Source organism: Rugamonas sp. GW822-FHT03B10 (genome assembly GCF_058801745.1).
Genome location: NZ_JBXANP010000028.1, coordinates 1 through 23,214, shown reverse-complemented (window position 1 = coordinate 23,214; position 23,214 = coordinate 1). Strand labels below are relative to the sequence as shown.

The window sequence follows — 23,214 nt, the reverse complement described above, 5'->3', positions numbered from 1 at the left end:
ATGGCGAGCAATAAGCCAGCAAAGCCTGGAATTTTTATCCGATCGGCGCGCTTAGCTAAGCGCCTCGGTAGCGCTTACGTCTGGAGCGTGACCGGTGACCTCACAGAGCTGAAGGAGAACACGAAACGCATCAAGGATGGCGTGAAGGGAATCCTGCATCGCAAGTACCGCAACGAGACGTTCGACGAGGCGGCAACCCGTTTGCGACTGCCGCAGAAGGCCTTGGACGAGCGGGCGAAACAGCTCGCGGCGATGGCGTTTCTGTATGGCCTTATCGCTGGTATTGCTTTTCTCTTTCTGGTACTGACGCCCTATGTCGGTTCCAACATCTGGACTCGGGTCAATCACGGTGCGATGTCTTTTGGCGTGTTCTTCGTCGCTGGCACAAAGTTCATCACCACCAGGTTCCGGATTGCCCAGATCCGTCGTCGGCAATTCTTCGAGTTCAAAGACTGGCTTCTTGGTCGCACGAGCAAATGATGGATATGCCAGCAGCTTTCCCGCCGTATCTCACCGAGCAGCAGTGCATCGAGCAGGCGTCAGCCCACTACCGAGCCCACCCGCTGCTGGTGCGCGCCGTACGTATGACCGAAAACGGCAAAGTGGGGCAGGTGAGCGTGAACAAGGACGGCTCGTCTGATTTGGGGCCAATGCAAATCAATACTGTCCACTTACCGGAGCTCTCCAAGCTCGGCATCACCAAGGACATGCTCGTGCGGGATGCGTGCTTAAACATCTACATCGGCACCTACTACTTGCAGAAGGAGATTATCAAGGCGAAGGATTTTTGGCAGGGAGTGGGCAATTACCGGTCGAGGACCCCGAGCTTGAACGTGGAGTACCAGGGCCGTGTCTGGTCAAATTTACAGAAGCTGCAGTGGCAGCATCGGGGTACGCAATGAAGGCAAACGGGAATACGAAAACGGACGATGAACTGCTTTGGGCGCTGGGCCTGCTGTTTGTTGGTGCTATCGCCGCTTGGCTGATCGGGCATGAAAAAATATCCAGTGTGGTCATGAAGGTGAGAATTTTCGAAGCTCATCTGCTGGTCTTTGACCAGGAGGGCCGTGATGCTATCCAACAGTGGGTTGCGACGATCCATCCCAAGGACGCGACTCTGGGCGCTTTGTGGCAGTCCGGCATGGTCGCGGGCCGCACACTACGGTGGGGCGTGCTCGCGATCTTGACAGGTATGTTTGGGTACTTGATCTATAAGTCGCCGGACCGCACTAGCAAATACGCAAGCAAGTACACGATGCAGTCCCTGGCGCGCCAGGAGGCGCAAGAATTCCCGGCCATCCAGCCTGTGCTGGATGCTGGCCTGATCGATATTCCATTGGATGACCCTATTAATGGTATGCGTCATCGTCCGCGGGATTATGGCCGTGTGCACGGTTTCATCGTGCCTATCGCAGGTTTGGGAGAGAAGGACGACCCCGCGCAGATCGAAATTCTGGACGGCCGCAGCGCGCTGCGACTCGATCGCGCCCGTGACGTCTTCACCAAGCAGCTCGGCAAGGTCTGGCAAGGCGTTGGAGAGTTGCGAGGTTACGAAAAGGCGATTTTCGCCGCCTGCGCTGCTCAGCTCAACAACGACAACAAACTGGCGCAGCAGATCATCGACGATCTCGCGCGGGCCTACCTGCGAGCTCGCCGCGAGAAGAAGATCACCCTGATCAATTCGCTGCGCGCGCAACGGGCGTTGCACGAGTATGGCAACACCACGGCGGTCAAACGCCTGGTTTCCCGCCACGCATACAAACGAACCGTGCTCATGTCAATGTTGTCAGGAGCGCGTGAATCGGGCGTTATGCCAGCGGCCTGGTTCCGGTGGCTAAAGACCGTCGACCGCGTGACCTGGTACGCCCTTAGTGATTTGGGTATGGAAGTGGCCAGCGTGGAAGCTGGCGGCATCCGTGCCCACTGGAATGCCGAACGCATCACCAAAACACCGATCGTCAATCCGATGATCGACGAGGCGCTGGTGGGACTTAAAATTTATTTGGGAGAGATTCTCGATGTTGAAGAAGATGATTGAAGGCGTAAAAAAAGTGGTTCGCTCCAGCCAGCCGAAGTTGAAGTTCAAGCTGACGCGCAAGAACCTGTTCGTGTGGCTTCCTGCCGCGCAAGGCGGTGACCTGCACGTGCTGCCGCGCCCAGGACTGGGCGGAGCAATCACGTTCAATGTGGCAGCCGCTGAAGGCGCGTTTGCATTGCAGTTGCTCGCTGGTGATGCGCCGGTGAAGTCGTTGGCGACCTTCGGCTCCGAAGCGGAAGCTAAGCAGGCCTTGGCTGCTTTGAACCACGCGCTCACCGGCACGCGGGTCTTCAAGTGGACCGTCTGGGCGCTAATCGCCTGGTTCGCCTGGTTGTTCGTCACCAGCTACCTGCAAGTGGCGTCTGGCGGTGCGGCAGAAAAACCTGCGGAGTTCACGCCGCCGGCAGCGATGGGGCCGCAGGCTATGCCGTCGGTTGGTGCCGCAGAGGGTTCGGGCAACCTCTCGGACTACATCTACCAGCAGGCGATGGCCGCGAAGGCGCGTTCTGACCATGCGAACATGCCGCCAACGAATGGTGGCGACACGAAAGGCCTCGATGCATTCGGCCTGAAGACCGAGGGGCAGGCAGGCCCTGGCTGCGACCCAGGCCTAGCCTTCACTGTACCCAATCCAAGCGCGCCAAAGTCGAAGTAAGCGCGAGCCAGAACAGATCGTTCACATAGCGAGAGCACAGAGCAATGGCATTACAGGGCATTGAGAAAAAGCACGAAATCAACCGCGGTCGCATCTTGCGCGACACGCGGCCGATGAGCGTGCAGGTTCTGGAGATGCTGGCAACGCTGCCAGCCGTCGTCATCATGTACGTTTGCCTGGCGTTCTGCCTCGTGTTCATCCCTCCGCTGTTTGAACTCGTGTTGCTGGTCGGCGTGGTGTATTTTTTTATCCCGCTGTCGCGCAAGCCGGATATTCCGCTTCGCAAGCGAAAGTCGCTTCATGAGGTCGACCACAACGACATCCACCCCGGAACCAGAAAGGCGCAAACGTCCAGGGGCATCGGCTTTCTCGGAAATCGGATTTCGGACGATGCAGAGATTTGGGCGGATGCGGACTTGCTGAAAACGCACATGTTCGTTCTCGGTTCCACTGGAGCCGGTAAGACCGAGATGCTGATTTCGCTCGCGTACAACGCGCTCCTGTGGGGATCGGGATTCTCCTATACCGATGGCAAGGGCGATGTTTCGCTCTTCGCGAAAGTGTTCTCAATGGTTCGTGCAATGGGCCGCGAAGACGACCTCTTGGTCATCAACTACATGACCGGCAACGCAGACACGACGAAGAAGCGCAGCGACAAACTGTCGAACACATACAACCCTCTCATGGTCGGCAACGCGGAGTCCAATATTCAGCTGCTGGTCAGCCTGATGGACTCCGGCGACGGCAAGGGGGACATGTGGAAGGGACGTGCGATCTCCTTCCTCAGCTCCTACATGCCCGCGCTTATCGAGCTGCGTGATGCGGGCTACCTGATGCTATATATCGGCCGTGTCCGCGAATACATGCCCTTCTGGAAGTATATCGAGCTCATGAACGACCCGAACATTTCGCAGCGTTCCCGCGAAATGATGATGGCTTACCTCGCCGATGTTCCTGGCTACAAACGTGACAAAGGGGAAAACCAAAGCAGCACGTTCCTCGAGCAGTACGGGTACCAGCAAATGCAGTTCACTCGTATTCTGAGCTCGCTGGCGGACACCTACGGACACATCTACAACACGCCCCAAGGCGAGATTAACTTCAAAGACATCGTCACCAACAGGCGCATCATGCTGGTGCTCTTGCCCGCGTTGGAAAAATCCAGGCCTGAACTCGCGAACCTTGGGAAGATCATCATTGCCGGCATGAAGGGCATGATGGGGTCGCAGCTGGGCAACAAGCTCGAAGGCAGCAAGCTGGAACTGCTGGACTCGCGCGCCACGAATTCGCCTACCCCATTCATCGCCATCAAGGACGAATTGGGTCCCTATATGCCTCCGGAAGATAGTGCGCTGATGTGGGCTCAGGCGCGATCGCTCGGCTTCACGCTTGTCGGTGCCGGCCAGGATCTCCAGGCGTTCTATCGCACGTCGAAGGAGGAGACGCTTGCGATCGTCTCCAACAGCAACATCAAGATCTTCGGAAAACTTGAGGACCCGACCGATTCATACGACCTGATCGAGCGCCTGGCTGCGGAGGCTTTTGTCTCGGTGGTAGACGGCTTCGAGCAGAACCTGGAAGGCGTGGGTGGCTATCGCGGCAACCAAACTGCAAAAATTGAAAAGGTCAAACGGATCGAGCTGCAGGACCTTCAACGCCAGATCGAGGGAGAGGTCCACATCATGGTAAAAGGGGAGGTGATTCGCGCCCGCGTGTTCTATGCGGCCCCTAAGCTCGCAAAAGAGTATCGCCTGAATCACTTTATAAAGGTCATGCCTCCGGATCCGGCCAGCCTGCAGAAGCTGAAAGTCAATGCGCGTGCGCTGATCGATTCGCTGGTGGCCAACCCTATGGCCAAGCTCCGGCCCCGCGATGGCTATTTTGGCTATGTAGGGCCGCTCAGTGAGACGCCGCGGTATCGCCAGTACCTGGAAGCCAAGCTCGGCGTGGAGCGCGGCATTTGCCTGTTGTTGGCGTTTGACGACTCGGCCAGCGCACCAGTGCCATCGTCTGATCAAGATGGCGGTCAAACCAGTGGTGGTGGAGTTGGGCTGGCGAGCGCGCCCGGCTTGGCCGCCGGCCCATCCTCGGACGCTGCTCCCGCCGTCCTCGCTTCAGGCCCAGGCGATGGCGCGCAGCTGGCATCTGCGGTAGCGCCCGATCCGACCGATGACACTCATACCTTCGACGGTGGCAGTCTCGAGGCCGTGAACTTGTTTGAGCACAAAGCTAAGCAGGAGTTCGCTGTCGACATCATTGCATTGGCCGCCGCAGCGCTGCCGATTATTGAAACCGCCCTGGAACGTCCGGTCTCAACCGCCGCACAGCCAGCTGGCGAGGCGATTGGAACCGGCGGGTTGCTCGATGCTGGCGAAACGTCGGTCAAGCTCAACGCGATTGCTGCCGGGCTGGGCGCGAGCCCTGCGGATGCGCGCGCTAACGCAGCAGCAATGGTGCAGGCGGCCACTACCGGCACCGAGTACCCGAATCCCCCTAAGCCGGAGAAAGAGGGCAAGGAGCAGGAGATGGAAGACGTCATGAGCAGCCTTGAATCCTTGATAGGGGGCCGCTGATGCAGAACGTCGAGCAGCTGCGCCGCCGCCGCGCATTCATCAAGCGCTCCATCATGCTCGGCCTGAGCGCAATGGGGACATCATCGTTTGCAAATCCGCTGCGCCAGCAATCCGGCCTGCTCCTTCCCCAGTACTACGCGAATGACCAAGACGCGGCCGCCTTCTGGGCGCTTCCTCGCACGCTGAACCTGTACCGCAAGGAGACAGGGGAGCACCGCGTGGTGTGCTACTGGCGCGATGGGCAATTGGACCAAGGGGGGTACCGCGAGGCCTGTCACCTGTTGCGCGACGTGCGCGCGAACCAGACCGTGGCGATGGACCTCCGGTTGCTCAACCTGCTGCGCGGGCAGCAGGGATGGCTGGAGGCTGCCTACGGGTTCCGCGCACCGTACCAGGTCAATAGCGGTTTCCGTAGCGAACACACCAATGCGACGACGGAAGGTGCAAAAAAAGATTCGTTTCATACCAAGGCCATGGCGGCCGACGGCAAGTATGTTGATCTGCCGATTGAGTACCAAGGGCAGCTGATGGCTGCATTTCGAAGTGGCGGCGTCGGGTTCTACATCGACCGCCGCAAATTTATTCACACCGATGTTGGAGGAGTACGAGTTTGGGTAAGCAAATGATTAAAGGCTGGATGCTGGCCGCAGCTTTGGCCATGATGGCGATTGGCGAGCCGGCGCGCGCGGCGGACAACGTCACGCCTGTCGAAAAAAATCTGATGGCAAAGGGCGTGCAGATCGTGCAGACCTTCCCGTCGGCATCCGGCCTCAAGGCCATCATCGCTGATAACGGGAAGGAAAAGCGCCTGTTCTATGTCACGCCGGACGGCAAGAGCCTGATCGTGGGGATGGTGTTTGATACGGCTGGTGAGAACGTCACCACTTCGGACATGAGCCGCGCCGGCGTCACCGACGTGGGAGGGGCGAAAACGCTGACCGATGCCGAGTTGGAGTCTGTCTGGACACGTGCGGAGAAGCTCAGCTGGATCCCGGAGGGCGCAGGGAAGAAAACGATTTACGTGCTGTTCGATCCTAACTGCCCTTATTGCCATCGCCTGTGGACGTCCTTGCGCAGCGCGGTCGCCTCGGGCAACGTCCAGATCCGTTGGCTGCCCGTGGCGATCCTGAAGGATTCGAGCAAAGGCTTGGCGGCAGCCATCTATGCGTCGAAGACTCCGTCTCAGGTGCTGAGCGACATGGTGAACCGTCAGTTGCAGCCTGTGGCGATTTCCGACGTGGCCAACAAGAAAATGGCCTACAACCTGCTGTTGCTGCGCGACACCGGTTACACTGGTGTACCTACGATTATTTACCGCCAGAACGGCAAGGTCCGCACTGCAATGGGATCGCCAAGTGATGCTGAATTGGCAGCGTTGTTGCGGTAGCACATAAGTAGGGTCACTTTGACTCAAGGCAACTATTCTGGTATCGTACTTAGCTTTTGGTAACATCAGTTTCTTCTCTGCAATAGTTGCCGCTTGCGCACGTCTTGGAAAGCACGTAAGAATGGAAAATCCGAAAGAATTGTTTGACAGTTTTATTCAAACGACCGTTTCCGAAGCACTTCTGGTCGACGCGATCGAGCTGTATGCGTCCCAGGAAATTGCGGACGAAGCCGAACGCGAAGATTTTATCGAGCGCTATAGCGACGAGGAGTTCCAGCCGATCGTGCGCAAGGCTGTGCTTGACGTAGTCGTGGCGGTCGTGGCCGCCCACCGAATCGATGACGACGCGGCATATCGCGTGGTGGTCGATATGCTTGAAGTGGAAGAACGGGACGACATTGTGCGCGCTATGAAATTGACCATGCTTCGCAAGATGGTTGACGATGCTGTCGATGACATGAATGCTGTCGAGGAGCGCCGTTTCCGCGAGCGTATGGCCTACGTTGAGAAGGACCTTGGCTGACAATTTAGGCCAGGTGCAATGCCTGGCTTTGTCTCTCCGACTATAATCGGACAACACCTCAAAAATAACTTTCGTTGCACTATGTTCCTGTTTGAACATACAATCAAAGTCACTGGCACTTCGCCAGGGCTTTTATGAAAGTGCACGATGTCCAATACCAATCAGGCAGCGCAAGACCAGGTCGCGCAACAAGTCGATCCGAACGAAACAAGCTGGGAAGAGGTCAAAGACCTCGGCATCGAGCCCGAGCCAGCCGGCATGGCTGCGGACGGCGATACGGCCGACCAGTAGGAGCGTTCGCGATGGCTGTGATTCGACGCTTGTACACACCTGTGGCTACACCGGCTGCGCCAGCTGCCCCAGCGGCGGAGCCGCTTCCGATTGTAAATGAACCTACGGATGAACCTGCCGCTGCCCCGCGCCAGCCTGCATCGCGAAGCCGCGCCAGACCGGCCAAGGACGTCGCGGCGCGCGACCTCTACCAGGAGGTGACGGATTCGATCATGGAATCGATCGAGAACGGGACCGCGCCGTGGCAGCGTCCTTGGGACGGCAGCGTGCTGTGGCCATCGAACCCGACATCGGGCAAACCCTATCACGGCATCAACGTGCTGCTGCTGGCTAGTGAGGGCTTCCAGGATGGGCGGTGGTGCACTTACCAGCAGGCAAAGGGTAAGGACTGGCAAGTGCGCAAAGGCGAACGTGGCACGCGCATCTACTTCTACAAGCCATTCCAGAAGAAAACTGGCGAGATCGACCTCGAAACTGGCGCGCCTGAGGTGAAAACCATCCCGATCCTCAAGAGCTACACGGTGTTCAATCTCACCCAGATCGACAACGTGCCGGAAGCCGATCCGGAACGGACCGCAAATCATACCCGCGACGTTTCGGACCTGACTGTGCAGCTATGCGAGGAAATCGTAGAGGCCGCCGGCGTCGACGTCGTGCATGGCTATCGCCAAGCCTACTACAGTCCTCGCGAGGACAAGATCTACATGCCCGATCGCGAGTCGTTCGAATCTGATGGCGCTTACTACGCAACGTTGCTGCATGAAATTGGGCACTGGACCGGGCATGAAACCCGCTTGAATCGTGAGTTCAGCTTTGATCGGAAAGCGCCAGGTTATGCGCGTGAAGAATTGCGCGCCGAAATGGGCAGCGTGATGCTCTCGATGCGCCTCGGTCTGCCCTCGACCATCGAAAACCATTCGGCTTATGTGGATGGCTACCTCAAGCTGCTGCGCGGAGATAAGAAGGAGATATTCCGCGCTGCCAAAGACGCCGAGAAGTTATCGCGCTATGTCCTGAGCTTCCACCCGGACTTCCGTGACGAGCTAGAAACTGAACACCGCGACCAAATGACCGCAGCCGTGCAGGCGGGCGGGCCGGAAGAGATCTTCGATGCTTCCGACTTCGATTTCGAACCCGACATGCCGCTGATGGGCATGCACCCGTAACGACCAGGGGGACCGTATGACGAGCAAGGACAAGGCCCTGGCCAAGTGGCCACGTGAAGAAGTTGGTCTACCCGGTCGGGTAGATCGGCTCCTGGCGACATTTCCAACGTTGGAAAAATTGCGCGAGTTCTGGGACGACACGCGCAATCTGACCTGGCCGGAGACATACGGGACCTCCCCTTGGGAGTTTGCCGGGTCGGTGGCGTACCAGATCTTCAACGACCACGGCCGGCGACCGATTCCGGCCTTACTCGATAAGCTGCAGGCGAATCGCGATGCAGGGCTGGCCGTGTTCTACAGCGACCTGGTGCACGCTATCCGCGCCATTGAGCTCGACACCATACTGGACGGCGACATGGCCCCGAACTTCGCGTTGGCGGCGTTTCGCGCCCTATCTCAACGCGTCCACGTCGGTACCTCGCCGGTCATGCTCGGGGACGGGAGTACGTCGACGCAAGAAGTGCGTTACTGCGCGTTTGAGCAGACCGGGCTCTATCTGGAGAAGGCTCCCTTCTTTGGCGTGTTGCCAAAACAGGGGAACAACCTTGTCAGCGGTGAACTGCTGGTATACGCGGGGGTCTATCCAGAGGATGCCATGGCCAAGCCGCTCCTTGCCATTCCGATGGCGCAGCTGCTGCGCGGCAGCCATACGCCCTGTCTGGACGAGATCGCCAGGATCTTCCGACACGAAGGCGTGAAGGGCGGCTACGCATGGGGCGACACCCGGGGCTCGGACGGCAACCGCGGCGCTGAGACGCTGACGCACCTCGTGCTGCTTGGGCTGGCCCGCCGCACTGGCAGTGACCGCCCGAACCAACTTGGCGGCAGCTGGCCCGAGGTTGAACTGACGCCGGCGGGCATGCGAGCTGTTATTGAGTCGGGAAAATTGATCGAACAGCAGCGCGCGGCTCCTAGGTCGGTGGCCAGCGCCCGCGGCACTTGGGGTGAATTTGACTTCGATGCGCAAACGGGTGCTGTCCTCGGACCGCTATACGGTTCCACTACGACGAATGCTGAGTTCGATCACGATTCAGCACCGGTCTGGATCGATATTGACGAACTAAAGTCAACGTACCCTGATGAGGAAATTGCAGGCCAATCCTACGATGTTCTTGACCTCGGTTTTACAACCGCCGGAGGGCACGTTGAAGAGCCTGATGACGAGTGGCGTGAGGAGTTCCGGGAAGGCGCGAGACGATTGCGAATGTAGTATGTAAATCAAAAGCCGATTGCTGTACACTACAGCTTGGCATTAGGAAATGTTTGATGAATAATCAATCACTTCAAAAAAAAAGCAGGACGCCCTGGCCGTTACGGTAGACCAGGGCGTTTTTGTGTATTCGGAGGCAGGGAGATTGCTAAAAAGTGTTGTCCGACTATAGTCGGAAAAATCCGAGTGGCGGCGAGTTTCACGAGCCGAGGCGATGACGCAGAGTGTCTTTGGCATCTTCAGCGGCACGGCGCACATCGGCGATGCGAACAGTGGATTGCGCCTGTGGCGCGGTGCTCTGCGTAGAGTGAAGAGAAGCGTTGTTCACCTGCGAAACAAGGGCTTTAAGCGAGTTGACCATTGCGTTTTCCATTAGACCTCCGTGACAATTGGTGAGAATTAACTTCGGTTATTTTATCGTGTAGCATCGAAGATGTGTGCATACTCTACCGAACTTTTGCACAGACTGCATCATACGACGGGCAATGACCCGATTTTAGCATAACTTTCGTTGTACTATAACAGCGAATAATAATACAATACTTGTCAAATGGACGAAAACGTCGACGTATTCATAGTCGGATTCAACACAACGAAGCACGAGGCTTACTTCGCTAGCCGTCGTGACAAGTTGTTGATAAGGGTCGCGCAAGGCGTCTATTTCCGGGCCGGCAAGGAACCTGCAGAGCTGTTTGAGGAGTATGGAATTCGCTTGGCGAATCACTTCTTCCAGAAAGCAGCACTCACGCACTCAACGGCCTGGTTCAAGCGGCCGGTGGGCGGCAGGATCTTCGTTGGCGGGGAATACCCCTACAAGAAGCAGATCGCTCCCTACGGCGGCGACTTCCGCATTGTGCAGAGCATGGTTCACCCTCTGCTCGAGGACAAGCGGATGTACGAGTTGACGGGTTTCAAGGATCCGCTCGGCGAGTTCGAGATGCACTGCGCCACGCCAGAGATGACGATCATTCATCTGATGGACGCCACGAAGCAGAACTTGGAGAAGCACCTGAATGACGAGGAGATGGGGAAAATCTTCGATCAGTTGCAGGCCAAGTACAACGGCAAAGCGGGCATGCTCACGCAACTGGAAGAAATCGCAGTTGCGGCGAACAAGCGGAACGAGTTCGATCGGCTCCTGAAACACTTCTTTTTACAACGAAAGCGAAGTTGATAATGAGGTAATGGATGCCCTCCTGGATTGATCTTTCCGCCCACCAAGCAAGTCTTAACGTTTATCAATCCACTGCGGGGAAGGTGCTCATGCTACGAGCACTGTCCCCTGACTACCCGATACCAGACAGCGTCAGCGATCTTGGTTTCACGCGAAGCGGCGAGCACTATGTGCGCTCCAGCCTTCGTTTCACATTGAACGAGATCCGCGCCCACTTCCCGCAAGCTGCCACTCGCGAGTTCAGCTCGGCCGAGATCTTCTACCTGCCGTCCTCCGTTCCAGCTGCTCCGCCAGCGAGTACCGACAGCGCCACGCTCCAGGTCGACGCCGTTCCATGGAAAATGACTTCAGCCCAGTGGCACACTGCCCGGGCCGTGCTACGCGCACCTTCTGTGGTCAATGCCAGCAGCGAAGCCGTTCGGATCGGGCGGCTGGAGGCTTTGGCCTTCGGCGTCGCGGAATGGAAACACGCCAAGGCGTTGGCTGGGGACATGGTCGCCCGCGAGAACCTGGGCGAACCCACGACTCACTACGACGTCGTGCGCAAGGCGCTGGAGGAAGGCCACAAGGTGCCGTTCGAAGTCGTCGCAGAGTACCCGGAGCTGCTCGAACCCGCGCTGGCAGCTCCAATCCCGTCGCCGTTCGGACGAGCCCGCGCGGTCGCAATGACGGGGCCAGACAATCCCCGTCGCATCGAGGCGCTCATCCATGCTCTGGTTCAGGGAAAAGGCGGCAGGCCTGCCGGCTCGTGGGCCGAAAAGTTCACCTTCAACGTGACGGTGCCGGAGACAGAACCGGAGTTGGTCGACCTGATGGGAAAGCATTTCCCCTCCTTGGTGGAAATGCGACAACAGCTCAAGATCGATGCCTTGGCCGACCGTGAAGTGCCGCCGGCCGCGAACTACCCCATCCTCACAGAGCAGCAGATGCAGGCGGTGCAGGCATTCGAGGCGTCCTTCGACCGCACGACAGGACCGCGGCTGGCTGATCTTCAGGTGTTGTCCCCCGAGAGTCAGATCGCAGCGGCTGTGGCGCAGGCGCGCGTCCAAGCGCTTGAAGAAGCCCGCGTCGCGCAGCTGCACTACCAGGAGAAGGCGAACGCGCAGATGGATGATGCCGAGCGCGAAAAATGGGAGAAATTTGAGCCGTTCCAGCCTGGCCCTGTGAAAAAGCCGCTTCCGAGCCTGATCGGCTTTTCCAAAGCTTGGGCCAGCCAGGACAACGGCTGGTTCGAAGTGCGTTACGGAGATGCGCCGGCGTGGACGAATGGCCACTTGTTCGACTTGACCGCGCCGCACTACGCTAGCCATGAGAAATTCCACAGCTCGCGGTTCGCGGGCAAGCCGCTCACCGAGCGGCCGGACATCCACCGGTACATCGAGCTCGAAACCTCGGTGCCCCTGCGGCCCGCTTTTGTGCAGCGAGATTTTACGAAGGATCGGGACGCAATGCTTTTCGCGCACCCCGACGGTCGACTCATCGGCATGGACAAGCTATATTACGACTACTTGGTGAGCAAGCACGGTTCCGCCTCCTTCTTCGTCGCCACTCAGTGGGGTTCTGGAGTGCCCGCCGAAATGATCGTGCAGGCCAAAGTGAACGACCAGGTTGTCGCCGGCGTCATGCCCATGCGTCTTACCCCAGAGCTGACCCACGACCTCGTGCACAGCCGGGTCGAGGCGACCCGGCCAGGCGTGAGCCCAACCGTTGGCAAGACCGACGTCGTGAACCTCGACGCAGACGAATCACCTTCAGACGTGGAAGTGATCACCCTGTCGTTCGTCTCCAGCCAGCAGATTGGCAAACGCGAAGCGGCATCCGCGCTGATCCGCCTGGCGGAGATCGACGGCCGATGGTATTACGCCGCCGACAGCAAGCACAATCAAGGCAGCCATCAATCCACTGTTTGCCCACTCACTTCGCATGGCCAAGGCTTCGCCAGCCAGTTCGCCGCCAATTTCGCGGCATGCCGCGAAATCATGAGGCGTCAGAAAAACGTCATCGAGTCTTCCGACAGCGTCACCACCGATCGCCAGCGCGCTGCGGCGCGCGAAATGGTCTCGTGGGCGGCGCAGACGGCTATCCCTCAGCACAACGTCATTGACGTCCCAGAAGGCCCCTACACGGGCTGGAAACGCCTCGCTGTCACTGCTGATGGCCTGGTCGGCCTCTCGGCTCAAGCGGCCACGCTGGAACAGGCTACGGACCTCCTGATGGCCAAGGTCGAATTCGCCTTGTCTGGCGCGCAGCGCGAGTGGCGTGCTATCGGCGTCAACGCGGACGGCCGCACGATCGAGGAAGACGCGTTGGGCGTGCGCGCCATTGTTGAGCGTGGCCAACGCGTGGCGGAATCTGCGGACATGACGCACTTCGGTCCGGTGGTTGATTTTGGGCAGAGGGACATCCGATACCTCACTGCTGACGAGCTCAAGACACAGCGCGCCGGCCACGAAGGTGTGCAGCCAGCGGATCAAGCTGCCGGCGTAGCCGTCAAGGGCGATGTGATCGGTGGCCACGTCGTCGACGCGGTGGTCGCCGGCGTGGCTGTGGCATTCGAACGCAGGAAGATCTCGCGGTACGATCCGCGTAAGCACCTGGCCGGAAAGTCGTGCACATGGGCGAGGGCATATCTGGACGGCCAGTGGAGGCCCCTCGGAGAACCGTGGGCGAGTGTGCGCCCCAGCAATTCCGAATTGTCCATCGCCATCAACTTCGCCCGCACGACCGCGCAGAAGTTTGACGGCGACCAGCTGCTGGCCGAGGTCAACATCCAGATCCAGGAGGCGAATGCAAACCTCGACGATCCGCGCCAGGCGTTAGCGCCACTTAATCCAGCTGTCTTCCAGGTCAACTCTGTGGGCCGAGATTCCTACGAGTTGCGCTTCAAGGACCCCGAGCAGCCATTCCGCGCCATGTTGGAGTACCAGAGCCCAGGCGTGTACCTGCCGTCGCGTCAAGGATCGACCACTGGCCCAAAAACCACCCTGATGCACTCGCTGTTATGGTCAGCCCGGGAGATCTCATCCGCGAAAGCCTGGCTCGATCGTGCACTGCAGGAGCATCAAACCGATATGCCACGCTACGAGGTCGACGAGAGCTCGTTTGCCGATCTGTTCGGCCAGGTGCGCGATGGCATGGCCACGCTGTCGGCCGTGCGCCAGCAGTATGCGGATGCTACGGTGGACGACGACACGCCGCGATTCCGCCGGCGAGATCCAGTCGTGATCCCCGACGACTTCACGCTTACCTGGGAGTCCGATCGCTCGCTGGTCCTATCCAGCATTCCGATCGAATCCCAGTTCGGCATCGTCATCGCTGCAGCTGACGCGGCCGCGCCAGGTCGTCGTCAGGATGCCGCGGCCGCACTGGCTGCCGCTGTCAACAAAATCCGCGAAGAGACCGCCTGGGCGAAGGCGAAATCGGCACAAGAAGATGGCGGCGATGGCCTTAATACGCTCGCGCAGCGATATGCCGAATTCATGCGGTCGCACGATCCCGAACGCCACAACGGCCTGGTCGCGAGCATGCACCGCAATTTCGCTCTCGCATTGACCGCCAAGAGCCATCAGTTCTTCATCGGCTGGCTCGCGCGCCCCAAGGGCCAGAATGACCTGTCCAAGAAGTTCTTCAGCCAGGTCACCGGCGTGAAGTTGCCACGAACCGCTACCGATATTCGGACAGCTATCTACGGCTGGGCCGGTATGAGTCCGGAGGAGGGCAAGCGCCTCGATGCGGACATCAAGCAGAGGGCCGAAGCTGAGTACCAGGCACGCGAAGCGGAGCGCCGGATCCAAGATGCAACTGCGGCCCTAGAGCGCACGCGTGTGCGACACAACGGAGTCGAGAAGTCTGCGCGCCAGTTCCTAGACGATGTGATCGCCGACGGCTTCGTGTCACTGGAAACGCAAAAGGTTGGGGCCGTCGATCGCTATCGCCTCGTCAACAAGGATGAGGGGCGCTCATACCAAGTTTCCGGCAACATGGTGGACTATGCACGCAATACGCTCCGGATCCTGGCGGAGAACCGGATGGAGTACGAAGAGCCCGCGCCGGCGCTACGTCCAAAGTGAGCGAAGCGGCCAGCTGGCCTAGTCCAATAGCGACAGCTGGCGGGGATCGCTATCAGCCAGGCGCGCCGCAGCGAGCGCCTGGGTGCCGGCATCAGTAAGATGGTACTGATGCCGGCCATCGTACTCGGTAGTGGTCACATGGCCTTGTTCCATCCGCCGCTTGAGCACGCGGCTCGCCGCTAATGCAGCGCCTTGTGCCTGCATGTCACGATCCGGCCACAAAGCGCGCCCGAGTGCTGCGGTGCCGACTACAGGTCCTTCGCGTTCGAGCAGGGCCAGTAACGTACGTTCAATTGGCGTCACGTGTAGCTCTTATTCGATGAGCCCAAACTGCTTCTTCAGAATCCGGACCAGAGCCTCGCTCCGGCGCTCAGGGAATCCTTCTCCCATGCGAAACCACTGCGCAGCAAACTCCTGTGCACGTCGCACATCCAGATCTTTGCTCACCGCGAAATCCGCGGCCACCATGCGGGCTTCGTCCTCACTTTGTAATTCCTGATCGTTCATTTTTTCTCCACTGCGATTTCACGAAATGACAACTGCGTTTTTACCTGATCGCTTAGCCGCATACATAGCGGCATCGGCGCGCTGCAGCACTGCGGCGAGAGGTTCCTCACGGCTCGTCAGCGCGACGCCGATCGATAAGGTGACCCCTTTCAAATCGGCGGAGACTGCCTCCATGCGCAGCCTCTCCGCGACCGTTTGCGCGTCCTCCAGCGTTGCCCTGGGCAGCAGCACGACGAACTCGTCACCGCCCCAACGGGATGCCAGGTCGACCGCACGGACGCCGTGCTTAATCAGCTCAGCCACGCCGCGCAATACCGCATCGCCGGCGTCATGGCCATGCGTGTCGTTGACGCGCTTGAAGTGGTCGCAATCGATCAGCACCAGTGCATTGACGCCTTCCTGCATTCGAAGGTACTCTTTTTCGAATGCGGCCCGCATCAGCAGGCCGGTCAGCTTGTCCGTTCGCGCGGCTTCATACATCTCGTCCACCATGCCGCTCAGAACTTCAATCGAGTAGGCATCGGACGATCCAGACTTTGCGATCTTGGCCACCATGTCGCGAGCGTGATCGGCGGCGGTATCGAAATCCATTCCATGACGAAGGATCCCGTTCATGATCCCAAGCGAAAAAGCGTCGCCAATACCCATCAAGTTCTTCACTAGGGAAGATAGTCCGTTCGTGGACGATGTTGTGGCCTTGAGCGAAGTGCTCGCGCTGGCCAGTACTCCGCAATCACCGAGCAACGATATCACGCGCTCTACCATGTCCACATCTCCAGTTTCAGCGATCAGCGCTTCGCGCGCTTTTTCGATCGCCGGCATGGCGTCCAGTTCCACGTCCCAGCTAGTGTCGCCGGCAGGGACCCCCTTGCGCTGGCGCAAAAGGGTCATGACGTGGCCAGGGGTTGTAGGCAAAGGAGGGCGCGTGTCCGTATTCATGGGTGGCTCGGTAGTTTCTTCAGACAAAGTATAGGTGCACTTGTGCACCTGTTGCAAGTGGTATTTAGTCAGCGGCATCAGTCGTTGATGACAGCTCGTCCGGCTGACTGCCTGCGAGCATTAGCTCGTCGCAATCGGCGCATTTAACGCGCAATTTCGGTTTCCCCCAGACGCTGATCGCGCAGTCCGGGCAGGTGTATTTGTCCCGGTTGCTGCGATTGACACCGGTAGGTCGCTCGACGAGGCCAAGGCCCGGGTGAAGCTGAGCCAGTGACATCGTGCTGGCCGCCTCGAACGTACTGATCGGGCCTACGCCGGGGGCATCGGCACCGATCTCAGCACCCGGCGGCGCATCGCCTTCGTCGAGCGGACGCGCCATCGGCGTGCCGGCGAGATGCCGCGGTGGTGCGATCGGGTACCTGTCAAGCCAGGAAATCTGAAAACCGTCGGCGAGCAGGGCGGACGTCGCCTTCTCGAAGCGCCCGCCAGGGATCGCGTAGTCGGCTACTTTCTGCCCTGTTCGCTTCCCTCCTGGCTGACCCGTGTCAGATGGCATCAGGCCGACGCTCTCCATCTTGTCGGCCCATTGCCGGTCGTGGTAACAGGTGCGGCTGGGCTTGCCGCAGTGGTACTGCCACTGGTGGGCCATCTCATGTACGAGCGTCTGTAGCACCTCGAGCATGGGATATAGAGCAAAGTATTCCGGATTCAGGGCAATCTCGTCTGACCACTGGCCAGTAACAGGGTTCCTGAAGCGCTGGAACGAAAAGTACCCCATCGTTCGCTTCTCACGCTGAAACGTGAGGATGCACGACGGAAGCACTCCGTCGAAGAGGTCTAGGTTGTAAAAATCGTATGCGCTCTGCAACTCGGCGTAGGCGACTTCAGTGGGACGGGATGTTTTGAGAATGCTGGACATTGTATTGCGCAATACAATTACGTTAGAAAAAAACGGCGGCCAGTTCGCGGCCGCCTTCCGCTTTACAGCTGCTTCTCGCCAGCGCCGGTCGCCTTCACAACGCCTTTCTTGGTGAAGCGGACCGACAGGTTCTTCTCGTTCATAGTGCCGCCAAACATCGCTGCAAACGGGATGAAGGCCGAACCTTTCATGTTGACATTTTGATAGAGCCAGACCTGCTCGCCACCCTCTTCGGTCTGTACATAGCTGGGCTTGCCCAGCAATGCCTCGACATCCTTGGTGGTCGACTTGCCGACCTCGATCGCGGCCACCTTCTTTTCGTCGGTGATCGACGAATTACCGTAGTTGGTAGCGCAGCCGGTCAACAGAGCCAGGCCGAAGCAGGTAGCGATCAGGGAGTGGGAGAATTTCATTACAGGTCCTTTTAGTTGTACTACTGGTTGATGAGCTTCTTCAATGGCTCGCCAGGTGTGAACTTGACCACCTTGCGGGCCGGGATATCTACTTTGCTGCCATTCGAGGGGTTACGACCCACGCGAGGCTCGCGATTATCTACATGAAAGCGGCCAAAGCCGACGAAGCCAATACTTCCTTGCGATGCCAAAGCATCCTTGATGCCGCCAAACAAGGTATCAACGATCTCATCCGCCTGGGCCTTCGGCACACCATGCTTCTCGGAGATCAACCGGCTCAAAACCGCTTTGCTCATGTTTCATTTCCTTTCGACTGTGGGCACGCTGGCCAAGCCAGCTTGCTATGTGTAATGACCTGCATTTGAAACGGCCCCGACCAGCATTCCAGCCTGTTCTCGGCCAGGAATAACTGCAACTGACAGTCCCTTCAAACCAGCATTAGCTGCAAGTGAACCTGCATTTATCCGCGCCGACCTGCATTCCATCCCCGCAAACCAACATTATCTGCATCTGACACGACGCTGCGAACGGTGGCGGCATCGGGAAAGCTGGTCTGTATTCGGGGCCGATTGTGTAGCGCGCCAACCCACGCGTATAGCCTTTGGCTACATCGTGTCGGTACTGCGAGGTTTTCCTTGCAGCGAAGCTATCAGCGGACAGGAAACGTTCCCTTGCCGATGGCAGGCGCATACCAGGTCAGACAGGACGGTTTCCATGCGCACTAAATCAGCAATCTTCTCGCGCACGTCCTGAAGCTTGTGCTCAGCCAAGCTGCTGGCTTCCTCGCAGTGAGTCCCGTCATCCAGCCGCAGAAGCTCTGCAATCTCGCCCAGGCTGAAACCAAGCCGCTGGGCCGATTTCACGAACTGAACCCGCGTCACATCTGCCGCACCATAGCGGCGAATGCTGCCATACGGCTTGTCTGGCTCAGGCAGCAATCCCTTGCGCTGATAGAACCGGATCGTCTCCACATTGACCCCAGCCGCCTTGGCGAAAACGCCGATGGTCACGTTGTCCAACATATTTTCCATTTCGCTTGACTCCGTACATAACTACGGAAGTAAGGTTACTCTATCCAGTATGAATTCGAAAGGAAAAGCACATGTCTGAACCGCAAAACGGGCGCGGCGCGCTCTTTGCCGGCGGCTTGGCAGCCATCCTTGCCTCGACGTGCTGCCTGGGGCCGCTGGTTTTAGTCGCCTTGGGCTTCAGCGGGGCGTGGATCGGAAACTTGACTGCGCTCGAACCGTTTCGGCCGATCTTCATCGCCGCAGCGCTCGTGGCAATGTTCTTTGCGTGGCGTCGTATATACCGGCAGGCGCCTGCCTGCAAGCCCGGTGAAGTCTGCGCAATTCCGCAGGTGCGGACCACATACAAGCTCATTTTCTGGTTTGTAGCCGTGCTTGTTTTGGTTGCGCTCGGTTTCCCCTACGTCATGCCATTTTTTTATTAATTACAGGAGTACATCATGAAGAAATTTTTTGCCTCACTCATCCTCGCTGCAATTGTCGCCCCAGTATTGGCCGCCACCCAAACCGTCATCCTGGGGGTACCGGGCATGACCTGCTCTACTTGCCCGATCACCGTCAAAAAGGCGATATCCAAAGTCGAAGGCGTCAGTAAAGTGGACGTGACCTTCGAAAAACGCGAAGCGGTCGTCACCTTTGACGACGCCAAGACCAGCGTGCAAAAGCTGACAAAAGCGACCGAAGACGTCGGCTACCCGTCCAGCGTCAAATAGTAATTCGTTGAATCAGAATCTATGACCACGCTCAAAATCACCGGAATGACCTGCGACTCGTGCGCAGTACACGTCAAGGAAGCCCTGGAAAAAGTGTCTGGCGTACAGTCGGCGGATGTCTCCTATGCCAAGGGCAGCGCCAAGCTAAACGTCGAGGCAGGCACGTCGCCCGCCGCGTTGACCGCTGCCGTGGCCAGGCTCGGTTATCGCGCGGCGCTTATCGACGCCTCGACCACGCAGGGGGAAAGCGGTGACGGCGACAAGGCCAGCTCCCACATCGGTGGGCTGCATATCGCCGTCATTGGCAGCGGCGCGGCCGCGATGGCGGCGGCGCTGAAAGGGGGCGAGCAAGGCGCACACGTCACCCTGATTGAGCGCGGCACCATTGGCGGCACCTGCGTCAATGTCGGCTGCGTACCATCCAAAATTATGATTCGCGCCGCCCACATCGCCCATCTTCGCCGCGAAAGCCCGTTCGATGGCGGCATGCCGCCTGCATCGCCGACGATCTTGCGTGATCGACTGCTGGCCCAGCAACAAGCTCGCGTCGATGAACTACGGCACGCCAAATACGAAGGCATCCTGAACGACAATCCCGCCATCACCGTCCTGCAAGGCGAAGCTCGCTTTAATGACGGCCGCACTCTGAACGTGCAACTTAATGCCGGCGGTGAGCGTGTGGTGACGTTCGACCGCTGCCTGATCGCCACCGGCGCAAGCCCAGCCGTTCCGCCAATCCCGGGCTTGAAGGACACCCCCTACTGGACGTCCACCGAAGCCCTGGCCAGCGACAAGATTCCCGAGCGGCTGGCGGTGATCGGTTCATCGGTGGTGGCACTGGAACTAGCGCAAGCCTTCGCTCGGCTGGGCAGCAAGGTGACCATTCTGGCGCGCAGCACGCTGTTCTTTCGTGAGGACCCGGCCATCGGCGAGGCGGTGACGGCCGCGTTCCGAGCTGAAGGTATCGAGGTGTACGAACATACGCAGGCCAGCCTGGTCGTCCATACGGACGGCAAATTCGTGCTCACCACGGCGCACGGCGAACTGCGTGCGGACCAGCTGCTGATTGCTACCGGGCGCACGCCTAACACGCGCGGCCTAGCGCTCGACGCAGCAGGTATCACGGTCACTCCGCAGGGCGCCATCGTCATTGACTCAGGCATGCGTACCAGTGCGCCATATATCTATGCGGCCGGCGATTGCACTGACCAGCCGCAGTTTGTGTATGTGGCTGCAGCGGCGGGGACCCGTGCGGCGATCAATATGACAGGCGGTGACGCGGCGTTGGATTTGACCGCGATGCCGGCCGTGGTGTTCACCGACCCGCAAGTGGCCACCGTAGGTTATAGCGAAGCGGAAGCGCACCACGACGGCATTGAGACCGACAGCCGCACGCTGACGCTGGACAACGTGCCGAGGGCACTTGCTAACTTCGACACACGCGGCTTTATCAAGCTAGTGGCCGATGCCGGCAGTGGGCGGTTGATTGGCGTGCAGGCGGTCACTCCGGAAGCAGGCGAGCTGATCCAGACGGCAGCGCTGGCGATCCACCACCAGATGACTGTACAGGAACTGGCAAACCAGCTATTCCCGTACTTGACGATGGTCGAGGGTCTGAAGCTCGCTGCACAGACCTTCAACAAAGATGTTAAACAGCTTTCTTGCTGCGCTGGCTGAGAAAAGGGTCCACATTCCTTAAAATTCCGCAGGAACGCCTTATCTTGCTTGTGAGTGAGTCGTATGTGCGGTGCAGTGTCTCAGCGCCCTGGCCGGCCATCATTCTGGCACCAGATGGGCGAACAGAATCTTGGCGTCGGCTGCGGCTTCTGCGGGGGCGGTCACGGTCAACTCCATGGCGGTGCCCGAACGGCGCAGATCAAAATGCAGGAAGCTGCAGCACGCTTGTTCCTGACGCACCATTTTCTCAACATCGTCGGCTGCATCGAGTCGGTACGACAAGTGCACGCTGAGGCCAGCGAACCGATGGCTGAGCAGGGAGCGTGCCTTCAACTCGTTCAACCAGAGTGCGCGCTCCTTGAAATCGTTGGTCGACAGTGTGCAGGCGATCGGGGCTGGGATGCTCGGGGCGACGATGGCTTCTTCCACCACCTTCTGCGGCGCCGTGCAGCCTGCCTGGCACGCCGATGTCGCGCCTGATTTGACGCCCTGGCACTGCGAACGCCGACGCCGGCGCATCAGCATCACGCTCACGATGGCGGCTGCAGCGAGCGCTGCCGCCAGTAGGCCATATGGCCCCATGAGCGCCAGTCCCGCAACACCCAGCCAGGCCAGCACAGGTGCCATAAGCGGAAGGCAGCATGCCATGCAGGCGATCAACAAAGCCCCAGCGACCCCGGTGGCGCCACTCCAGAATTTGACGCGCTTTCTTGACAGTTCCATCTGATCCCTCTCCAAGTGATTTTCTGATAAAGTCCACTCTAATACCTAAAGTAACTTTAGGTACAAGGACTTTAAGGAATCTCATGGCTGCACTGAAACTGACGATTGGCGCTTTGTCGACAAAGACGCACTGCACAGTACCGACGATCCGTTATTACGAGCAAATCGGCCTGTTGCCGCGTCCGGAGCGCGCTTCCAATGGCCATCGCTACTATCGCGACGATGACCTCAAGCGGCTGACCTTCATCAAGCGCTGCCGCGACTTTGGATTTCCGATAGAACAGGTGCGCGATCTCGCCGGGCTGTTTGAGGATGGCGACCGCGCATGCGTGGAAGTGCGCGACCTGGCTCAAGTGCACCTGGACCAGGTACGCGCCAAACTGGAAGAGATGCGCCAACTGGAGGCAAGCCTGGAAGCATTCGTCTGCAACTGTAATGCTGCTTGCAACGGCGGGCTGACCAGGGATTGCATAATTATCGAGGACATGGCGTCGCCTGACGTCGGCGCATCAAGCTGTGCCGCGACAGCGTCCTACGGCACGAAATCCCTGCGAGTGGCCGCAGCCGCGCCGTTTGTCGCCACTGAATTGAAACGGAAATGAGCTTGGACGGAATGCTTATCCACACCTTAGGCCTGTTCGCCGCAACCGCAGTGGCCGAACTGCTGGGCTGCTATCTCCCCTTGCTATGGCTGACCGGCAAGGGTTCCGCCTGGCTTCTGGTGCCAGCGGCAGTGAGCCTGGCGGTGTTTGTCTGGCTGCTGACCCTCCATCCTTCGGCCAGCGGCCGGGTCTACGCCAGCTATGGCGCCGTCTATATCGTCATGGCGCTGGTTTGGCTGTCCGTCGTCGATGGTGTGACGCCAACCTGGAACGACTACGTTGGGGCTGGTCTTGCGCTGCTTGGAGCCGGCGTCATCGCAATGGGCCACCGGCCAGTCTGATCATAACCCCCGACACGGTATCGTCGCCAACGGTAGCGGTTATTTCACCCGCGCGCTGCCGTACTTGATCGAGAAGTCATAGATGGTGACCTGCCGTGCCGACCTGCGTAGTTATAACTGCAAGTGAAACCAGCGCGGCCGGGTCCAACAAACGAGGGTTTTTTGCACTCCCGGGCGCGGTCGGCGGGCTGTCATTTTCAGAAGACGACTGCACCATTCAACTGGGTATGAAGCTTGTTGTGCATATGGCTTTTGACAGCCAGAT

27 protein-coding genes are annotated in these 23,214 nt (G+C 58.9%); 18 read left to right on the top strand and 9 right to left on the bottom strand.

The annotated features are described in order from the left end of the window. The 11 genes from AC1RQG_RS26070 to AC1RQG_RS26020 all read left to right on the top strand — a co-directional run bounded on the left by AC1RQG_RS26070 (position 1) and on the right by AC1RQG_RS26020 (position 9,843). Positions 1-480, top strand: coding sequence for a hypothetical protein (locus AC1RQG_RS26070; protein WP_493136028.1), 480 nt, complete (start codon positions 1-3; stop codon positions 478-480). After that, complete coding sequence (locus AC1RQG_RS26065; protein ID WP_493136026.1) at positions 480-902, top strand: lytic transglycosylase domain-containing protein; 423 nt, start codon at positions 480-482, stop codon at positions 900-902. Before AC1RQG_RS26070 ends, AC1RQG_RS26065 begins: the two co-directional genes overlap by 1 nt. After that, entirely contained in the window at positions 899-2,038 is a 1,140-nt protein-coding gene (icmP, locus tag AC1RQG_RS26060) for a type IVB secretion system coupling complex protein DotM/IcmP (protein WP_493136024.1), read from the top strand. The genes AC1RQG_RS26065 and icmP overlap by 4 nt, the downstream gene beginning before the upstream one ends. After that, positions 2,019-2,693 carry a hypothetical protein gene (locus tag AC1RQG_RS26055; RefSeq protein WP_493136022.1) on the top strand — a complete coding sequence of 225 codons (675 nt, stop codon included), beginning with the start codon at positions 2,019-2,021 and terminating at the stop codon, positions 2,691-2,693. Before icmP ends, AC1RQG_RS26055 begins: the two co-directional genes overlap by 20 nt. Before the next feature lie 44 nt (positions 2,694-2,737). Beyond that, positions 2,738-5,266 carry a type IV secretory system conjugative DNA transfer family protein gene (locus AC1RQG_RS26050; RefSeq protein WP_493136020.1) on the top strand — a complete coding sequence of 843 codons (2,529 nt, stop codon included), beginning with the start codon at positions 2,738-2,740 and terminating at the stop codon, positions 5,264-5,266. Further along, positions 5,266-5,892, top strand: a complete 627-nt coding sequence (locus tag AC1RQG_RS26045; protein WP_493136018.1) for a YcbK family protein — start codon at positions 5,266-5,268, stop codon at positions 5,890-5,892. The genes AC1RQG_RS26050 and AC1RQG_RS26045 overlap by 1 nt, the downstream gene beginning before the upstream one ends. After that, positions 5,877-6,653, top strand: coding sequence for a thiol:disulfide interchange protein DsbG (gene dsbG / locus AC1RQG_RS26040; protein WP_493136016.1), 777 nt, complete (start codon positions 5,877-5,879; stop codon positions 6,651-6,653). The genes AC1RQG_RS26045 and dsbG overlap by 16 nt, the downstream gene beginning before the upstream one ends. A 121-nt stretch (positions 6,654-6,774) precedes the next feature. Next, entirely contained in the window at positions 6,775-7,176 is a 402-nt protein-coding gene (locus AC1RQG_RS26035; protein ID WP_493136014.1) for a hypothetical protein, read from the top strand. Positions 7,177-7,323: 147 nt separating this feature from the next. Then, complete coding sequence (locus AC1RQG_RS26030; RefSeq protein WP_493136012.1) at positions 7,324-7,467, top strand: hypothetical protein; 144 nt, start codon at positions 7,324-7,326, stop codon at positions 7,465-7,467. 11 nt (positions 7,468-7,478) lie between these two features. Further along, complete coding sequence (locus tag AC1RQG_RS26025) at positions 7,479-8,633, top strand: ArdC family protein (protein WP_493136010.1); 1,155 nt, start codon at positions 7,479-7,481, stop codon at positions 8,631-8,633. A 16-nt stretch (positions 8,634-8,649) separates the two neighbouring features. Beyond that, a complete protein-coding gene (locus tag AC1RQG_RS26020; RefSeq protein ID WP_493136008.1) occupies positions 8,650-9,843 on the top strand; it encodes a hypothetical protein in 1,194 nt (397 codons plus the stop codon). Positions 9,844-10,042: 199 nt separating this feature from the next. On the opposite strand, the gene AC1RQG_RS26015 is transcribed toward AC1RQG_RS26020, so the two are convergent. Further along, positions 10,043-10,216, bottom strand: coding sequence for a hypothetical protein (locus AC1RQG_RS26015; RefSeq protein WP_493136006.1), 174 nt, complete (start codon positions 10,214-10,216; stop codon positions 10,043-10,045). Between the two features lie 177 nt (positions 10,217-10,393). Here AC1RQG_RS26015 and AC1RQG_RS26010 point away from each other — a divergent pair, with 177 nt between their 5' ends. Both AC1RQG_RS26010 and AC1RQG_RS26005 read left to right on the top strand, forming a co-directional pair. Then, the gene (locus AC1RQG_RS26010; RefSeq protein ID WP_493136004.1) at positions 10,394-11,017 is read left to right on the top strand and encodes a hypothetical protein; all 624 of its coding nucleotides are present in this window, start codon (positions 10,394-10,396) and stop codon (positions 11,015-11,017) included. 89 nt (positions 11,018-11,106) lie between these two features. Further along, entirely contained in the window at positions 11,107-15,087 is a 3,981-nt protein-coding gene (locus tag AC1RQG_RS26005; protein ID WP_493136002.1) for a hypothetical protein, read from the top strand. A gap of 18 nt (positions 15,088-15,105) precedes the next feature. Here AC1RQG_RS26005 and AC1RQG_RS26000 read toward each other — a convergent pair whose 3' ends face one another. The 7 genes from AC1RQG_RS26000 to merR all read right to left on the bottom strand — a co-directional run bounded on the left by AC1RQG_RS26000 (position 15,106) and on the right by merR (position 18,896). Next, complete coding sequence (locus AC1RQG_RS26000) at positions 15,106-15,390, bottom strand: hypothetical protein (protein WP_493136001.1); 285 nt, start codon at positions 15,388-15,390, stop codon at positions 15,106-15,108. A 9-nt stretch (positions 15,391-15,399) separates the two neighbouring features. Continuing rightward, on the bottom strand, positions 15,400-15,594 hold the full coding sequence (locus AC1RQG_RS25995) for a hypothetical protein (RefSeq protein ID WP_493135999.1): 195 nt from the start codon (positions 15,592-15,594) through the stop codon (positions 15,400-15,402). An 18-nt stretch (positions 15,595-15,612) separates the two neighbouring features. Beyond that, positions 15,613-16,485, bottom strand: a complete 873-nt coding sequence (locus tag AC1RQG_RS25990) for a GGDEF domain-containing protein (protein WP_493135998.1) — start codon at positions 16,483-16,485, stop codon at positions 15,613-15,615. A 112-nt stretch (positions 16,486-16,597) separates the two neighbouring features. Next, complete coding sequence (locus tag AC1RQG_RS25985) at positions 16,598-17,452, bottom strand: SprT-like domain-containing protein (protein WP_493135997.1); 855 nt, start codon at positions 17,450-17,452, stop codon at positions 16,598-16,600. 62 nt (positions 17,453-17,514) lie between these two features. Next, on the bottom strand, positions 17,515-17,865 hold the full coding sequence (bamE, locus tag AC1RQG_RS25980) for an outer membrane protein assembly factor BamE domain-containing protein (protein ID WP_493135995.1): 351 nt from the start codon (positions 17,863-17,865) through the stop codon (positions 17,515-17,517). A gap of 20 nt (positions 17,866-17,885) precedes the next feature. Then, positions 17,886-18,161, bottom strand: coding sequence for an HU family DNA-binding protein (locus AC1RQG_RS25975; RefSeq protein WP_493135993.1), 276 nt, complete (start codon positions 18,159-18,161; stop codon positions 17,886-17,888). Between the two features lie 309 nt (positions 18,162-18,470). Then, on the bottom strand, positions 18,471-18,896 hold the full coding sequence (merR, locus tag AC1RQG_RS25970) for a mercury resistance transcriptional regulator MerR (RefSeq protein WP_131687621.1): 426 nt from the start codon (positions 18,894-18,896) through the stop codon (positions 18,471-18,473). Between the two features lie 71 nt (positions 18,897-18,967). On the opposite strand from merR, the gene merT reads away from it, so the two are divergent. From merT to merA, 3 genes are read left to right on the top strand one after another with little or no spacing between them, the layout of a single operon-like run. After that, positions 18,968-19,318 carry a mercuric ion transporter MerT gene (gene merT / locus AC1RQG_RS25965; RefSeq protein WP_308925928.1) on the top strand — a complete coding sequence of 117 codons (351 nt, stop codon included), beginning with the start codon at positions 18,968-18,970 and terminating at the stop codon, positions 19,316-19,318. A gap of 15 nt (positions 19,319-19,333) precedes the next feature. Next, a complete protein-coding gene (gene merP / locus AC1RQG_RS25960; protein WP_308925927.1) occupies positions 19,334-19,606 on the top strand; it encodes a mercury resistance system periplasmic binding protein MerP in 273 nt (90 codons plus the stop codon). A gap of 21 nt (positions 19,607-19,627) precedes the next feature. Beyond that, complete coding sequence (gene merA, locus AC1RQG_RS25955; RefSeq protein ID WP_493135990.1) at positions 19,628-21,283, top strand: mercury(II) reductase; 1,656 nt, start codon at positions 19,628-19,630, stop codon at positions 21,281-21,283. A gap of 99 nt (positions 21,284-21,382) precedes the next feature. Here the strand turns inward: merA and AC1RQG_RS25950 are convergent, their stop codons facing one another. Then, a complete protein-coding gene (locus AC1RQG_RS25950; RefSeq protein WP_308925925.1) occupies positions 21,383-22,006 on the bottom strand; it encodes a hypothetical protein in 624 nt (207 codons plus the stop codon). 83 nt (positions 22,007-22,089) lie between these two features. On the opposite strand from AC1RQG_RS25950, the gene AC1RQG_RS25945 reads away from it, so the two are divergent. Together AC1RQG_RS25945 and AC1RQG_RS25940 are read left to right on the top strand one after the other, a co-directional pair. After that, positions 22,090-22,608, top strand: a complete 519-nt coding sequence (locus AC1RQG_RS25945) for a MerR family transcriptional regulator (protein ID WP_308925924.1) — start codon at positions 22,090-22,092, stop codon at positions 22,606-22,608. Further along, positions 22,605-22,949: a YnfA family protein gene (locus tag AC1RQG_RS25940; RefSeq protein WP_493135989.1), complete on the top strand. Its 345-nt coding sequence runs from the start codon at positions 22,605-22,607 to the stop codon at positions 22,947-22,949. The genes AC1RQG_RS25945 and AC1RQG_RS25940 overlap by 4 nt, the downstream gene beginning before the upstream one ends. The last annotated feature ends 265 nt before the right edge of the window (positions 22,950-23,214 follow it).

What these genes read in the sequence shown, in the direction of transcription:
- AC1RQG_RS26050 (WP_493136020.1), top strand. Translation starts at nt 2,738, where the DNA reads ATGGCATTACAGGGCATTGAGAAAAAGCACGAAATCAACCGCGGTCGC.
- AC1RQG_RS26030 (WP_493136012.1), top strand. Translation starts at nt 7,324, where the DNA reads ATGTCCAATACCAATCAGGCAGCGCAAGACCAGGTCGCGCAACAAGTC.
- AC1RQG_RS26025 (WP_493136010.1), top strand. Translation starts at nt 7,479, where the DNA reads ATGGCTGTGATTCGACGCTTGTACACACCTGTGGCTACACCGGCTGCG.
- AC1RQG_RS26045 (WP_493136018.1), top strand. Translation starts at nt 5,266, where the DNA reads ATGCAGAACGTCGAGCAGCTGCGCCGCCGCCGCGCATTCATCAAGCGC.
- icmP (WP_493136024.1), top strand. Translation starts at nt 899, where the DNA reads ATGAAGGCAAACGGGAATACGAAAACGGACGATGAACTGCTTTGGGCG.
- AC1RQG_RS25950 (WP_308925925.1), bottom strand. Translation starts at nt 22,006, where the DNA reads ATGGAACTGTCAAGAAAGCGCGTCAAATTCTGGAGTGGCGCCACCGGG.
- AC1RQG_RS25990 (WP_493135998.1), bottom strand. Translation starts at nt 16,485, where the DNA reads ATGACCCTTTTGCGCCAGCGCAAGGGGGTCCCTGCCGGCGACACTAGC.
- AC1RQG_RS25940 (WP_493135989.1), top strand. Translation starts at nt 22,605, where the DNA reads ATGAGCTTGGACGGAATGCTTATCCACACCTTAGGCCTGTTCGCCGCA.
- AC1RQG_RS26055 (WP_493136022.1), top strand. Translation starts at nt 2,019, where the DNA reads ATGTTGAAGAAGATGATTGAAGGCGTAAAAAAAGTGGTTCGCTCCAGC.
- AC1RQG_RS25975 (WP_493135993.1), bottom strand. Translation starts at nt 18,161, where the DNA reads ATGAGCAAAGCGGTTTTGAGCCGGTTGATCTCCGAGAAGCATGGTGTG.
- merP (WP_308925927.1), top strand. Translation starts at nt 19,334, where the DNA reads ATGAAGAAATTTTTTGCCTCACTCATCCTCGCTGCAATTGTCGCCCCA.
- bamE (WP_493135995.1), bottom strand. Translation starts at nt 17,865, where the DNA reads ATGAAATTCTCCCACTCCCTGATCGCTACCTGCTTCGGCCTGGCTCTG.
- merA (WP_493135990.1), top strand. Translation starts at nt 19,628, where the DNA reads ATGACCACGCTCAAAATCACCGGAATGACCTGCGACTCGTGCGCAGTA.
- AC1RQG_RS26005 (WP_493136002.1), top strand. Translation starts at nt 11,107, where the DNA reads ATGCTACGAGCACTGTCCCCTGACTACCCGATACCAGACAGCGTCAGC.
- AC1RQG_RS26070 (WP_493136028.1), top strand. Translation starts at nt 1, where the DNA reads ATGGCGAGCAATAAGCCAGCAAAGCCTGGAATTTTTATCCGATCGGCG.
- merT (WP_308925928.1), top strand. Translation starts at nt 18,968, where the DNA reads ATGTCTGAACCGCAAAACGGGCGCGGCGCGCTCTTTGCCGGCGGCTTG.
- AC1RQG_RS26035 (WP_493136014.1), top strand. Translation starts at nt 6,775, where the DNA reads ATGGAAAATCCGAAAGAATTGTTTGACAGTTTTATTCAAACGACCGTT.
- merR (WP_131687621.1), bottom strand. Translation starts at nt 18,896, where the DNA reads ATGGAAAATATGTTGGACAACGTGACCATCGGCGTTTTCGCCAAGGCG.
- AC1RQG_RS26065 (WP_493136026.1), top strand. Translation starts at nt 480, where the DNA reads ATGGATATGCCAGCAGCTTTCCCGCCGTATCTCACCGAGCAGCAGTGC.
- AC1RQG_RS25985 (WP_493135997.1), bottom strand. Translation starts at nt 17,452, where the DNA reads ATGTCCAGCATTCTCAAAACATCCCGTCCCACTGAAGTCGCCTACGCC.
- AC1RQG_RS26015 (WP_493136006.1), bottom strand. Translation starts at nt 10,216, where the DNA reads ATGGAAAACGCAATGGTCAACTCGCTTAAAGCCCTTGTTTCGCAGGTG.
- AC1RQG_RS25995 (WP_493135999.1), bottom strand. Translation starts at nt 15,594, where the DNA reads ATGAACGATCAGGAATTACAAAGTGAGGACGAAGCCCGCATGGTGGCC.
- AC1RQG_RS26020 (WP_493136008.1), top strand. Translation starts at nt 8,650, where the DNA reads ATGACGAGCAAGGACAAGGCCCTGGCCAAGTGGCCACGTGAAGAAGTT.
- AC1RQG_RS26010 (WP_493136004.1), top strand. Translation starts at nt 10,394, where the DNA reads ATGGACGAAAACGTCGACGTATTCATAGTCGGATTCAACACAACGAAG.
- AC1RQG_RS25945 (WP_308925924.1), top strand. Translation starts at nt 22,090, where the DNA reads ATGGCTGCACTGAAACTGACGATTGGCGCTTTGTCGACAAAGACGCAC.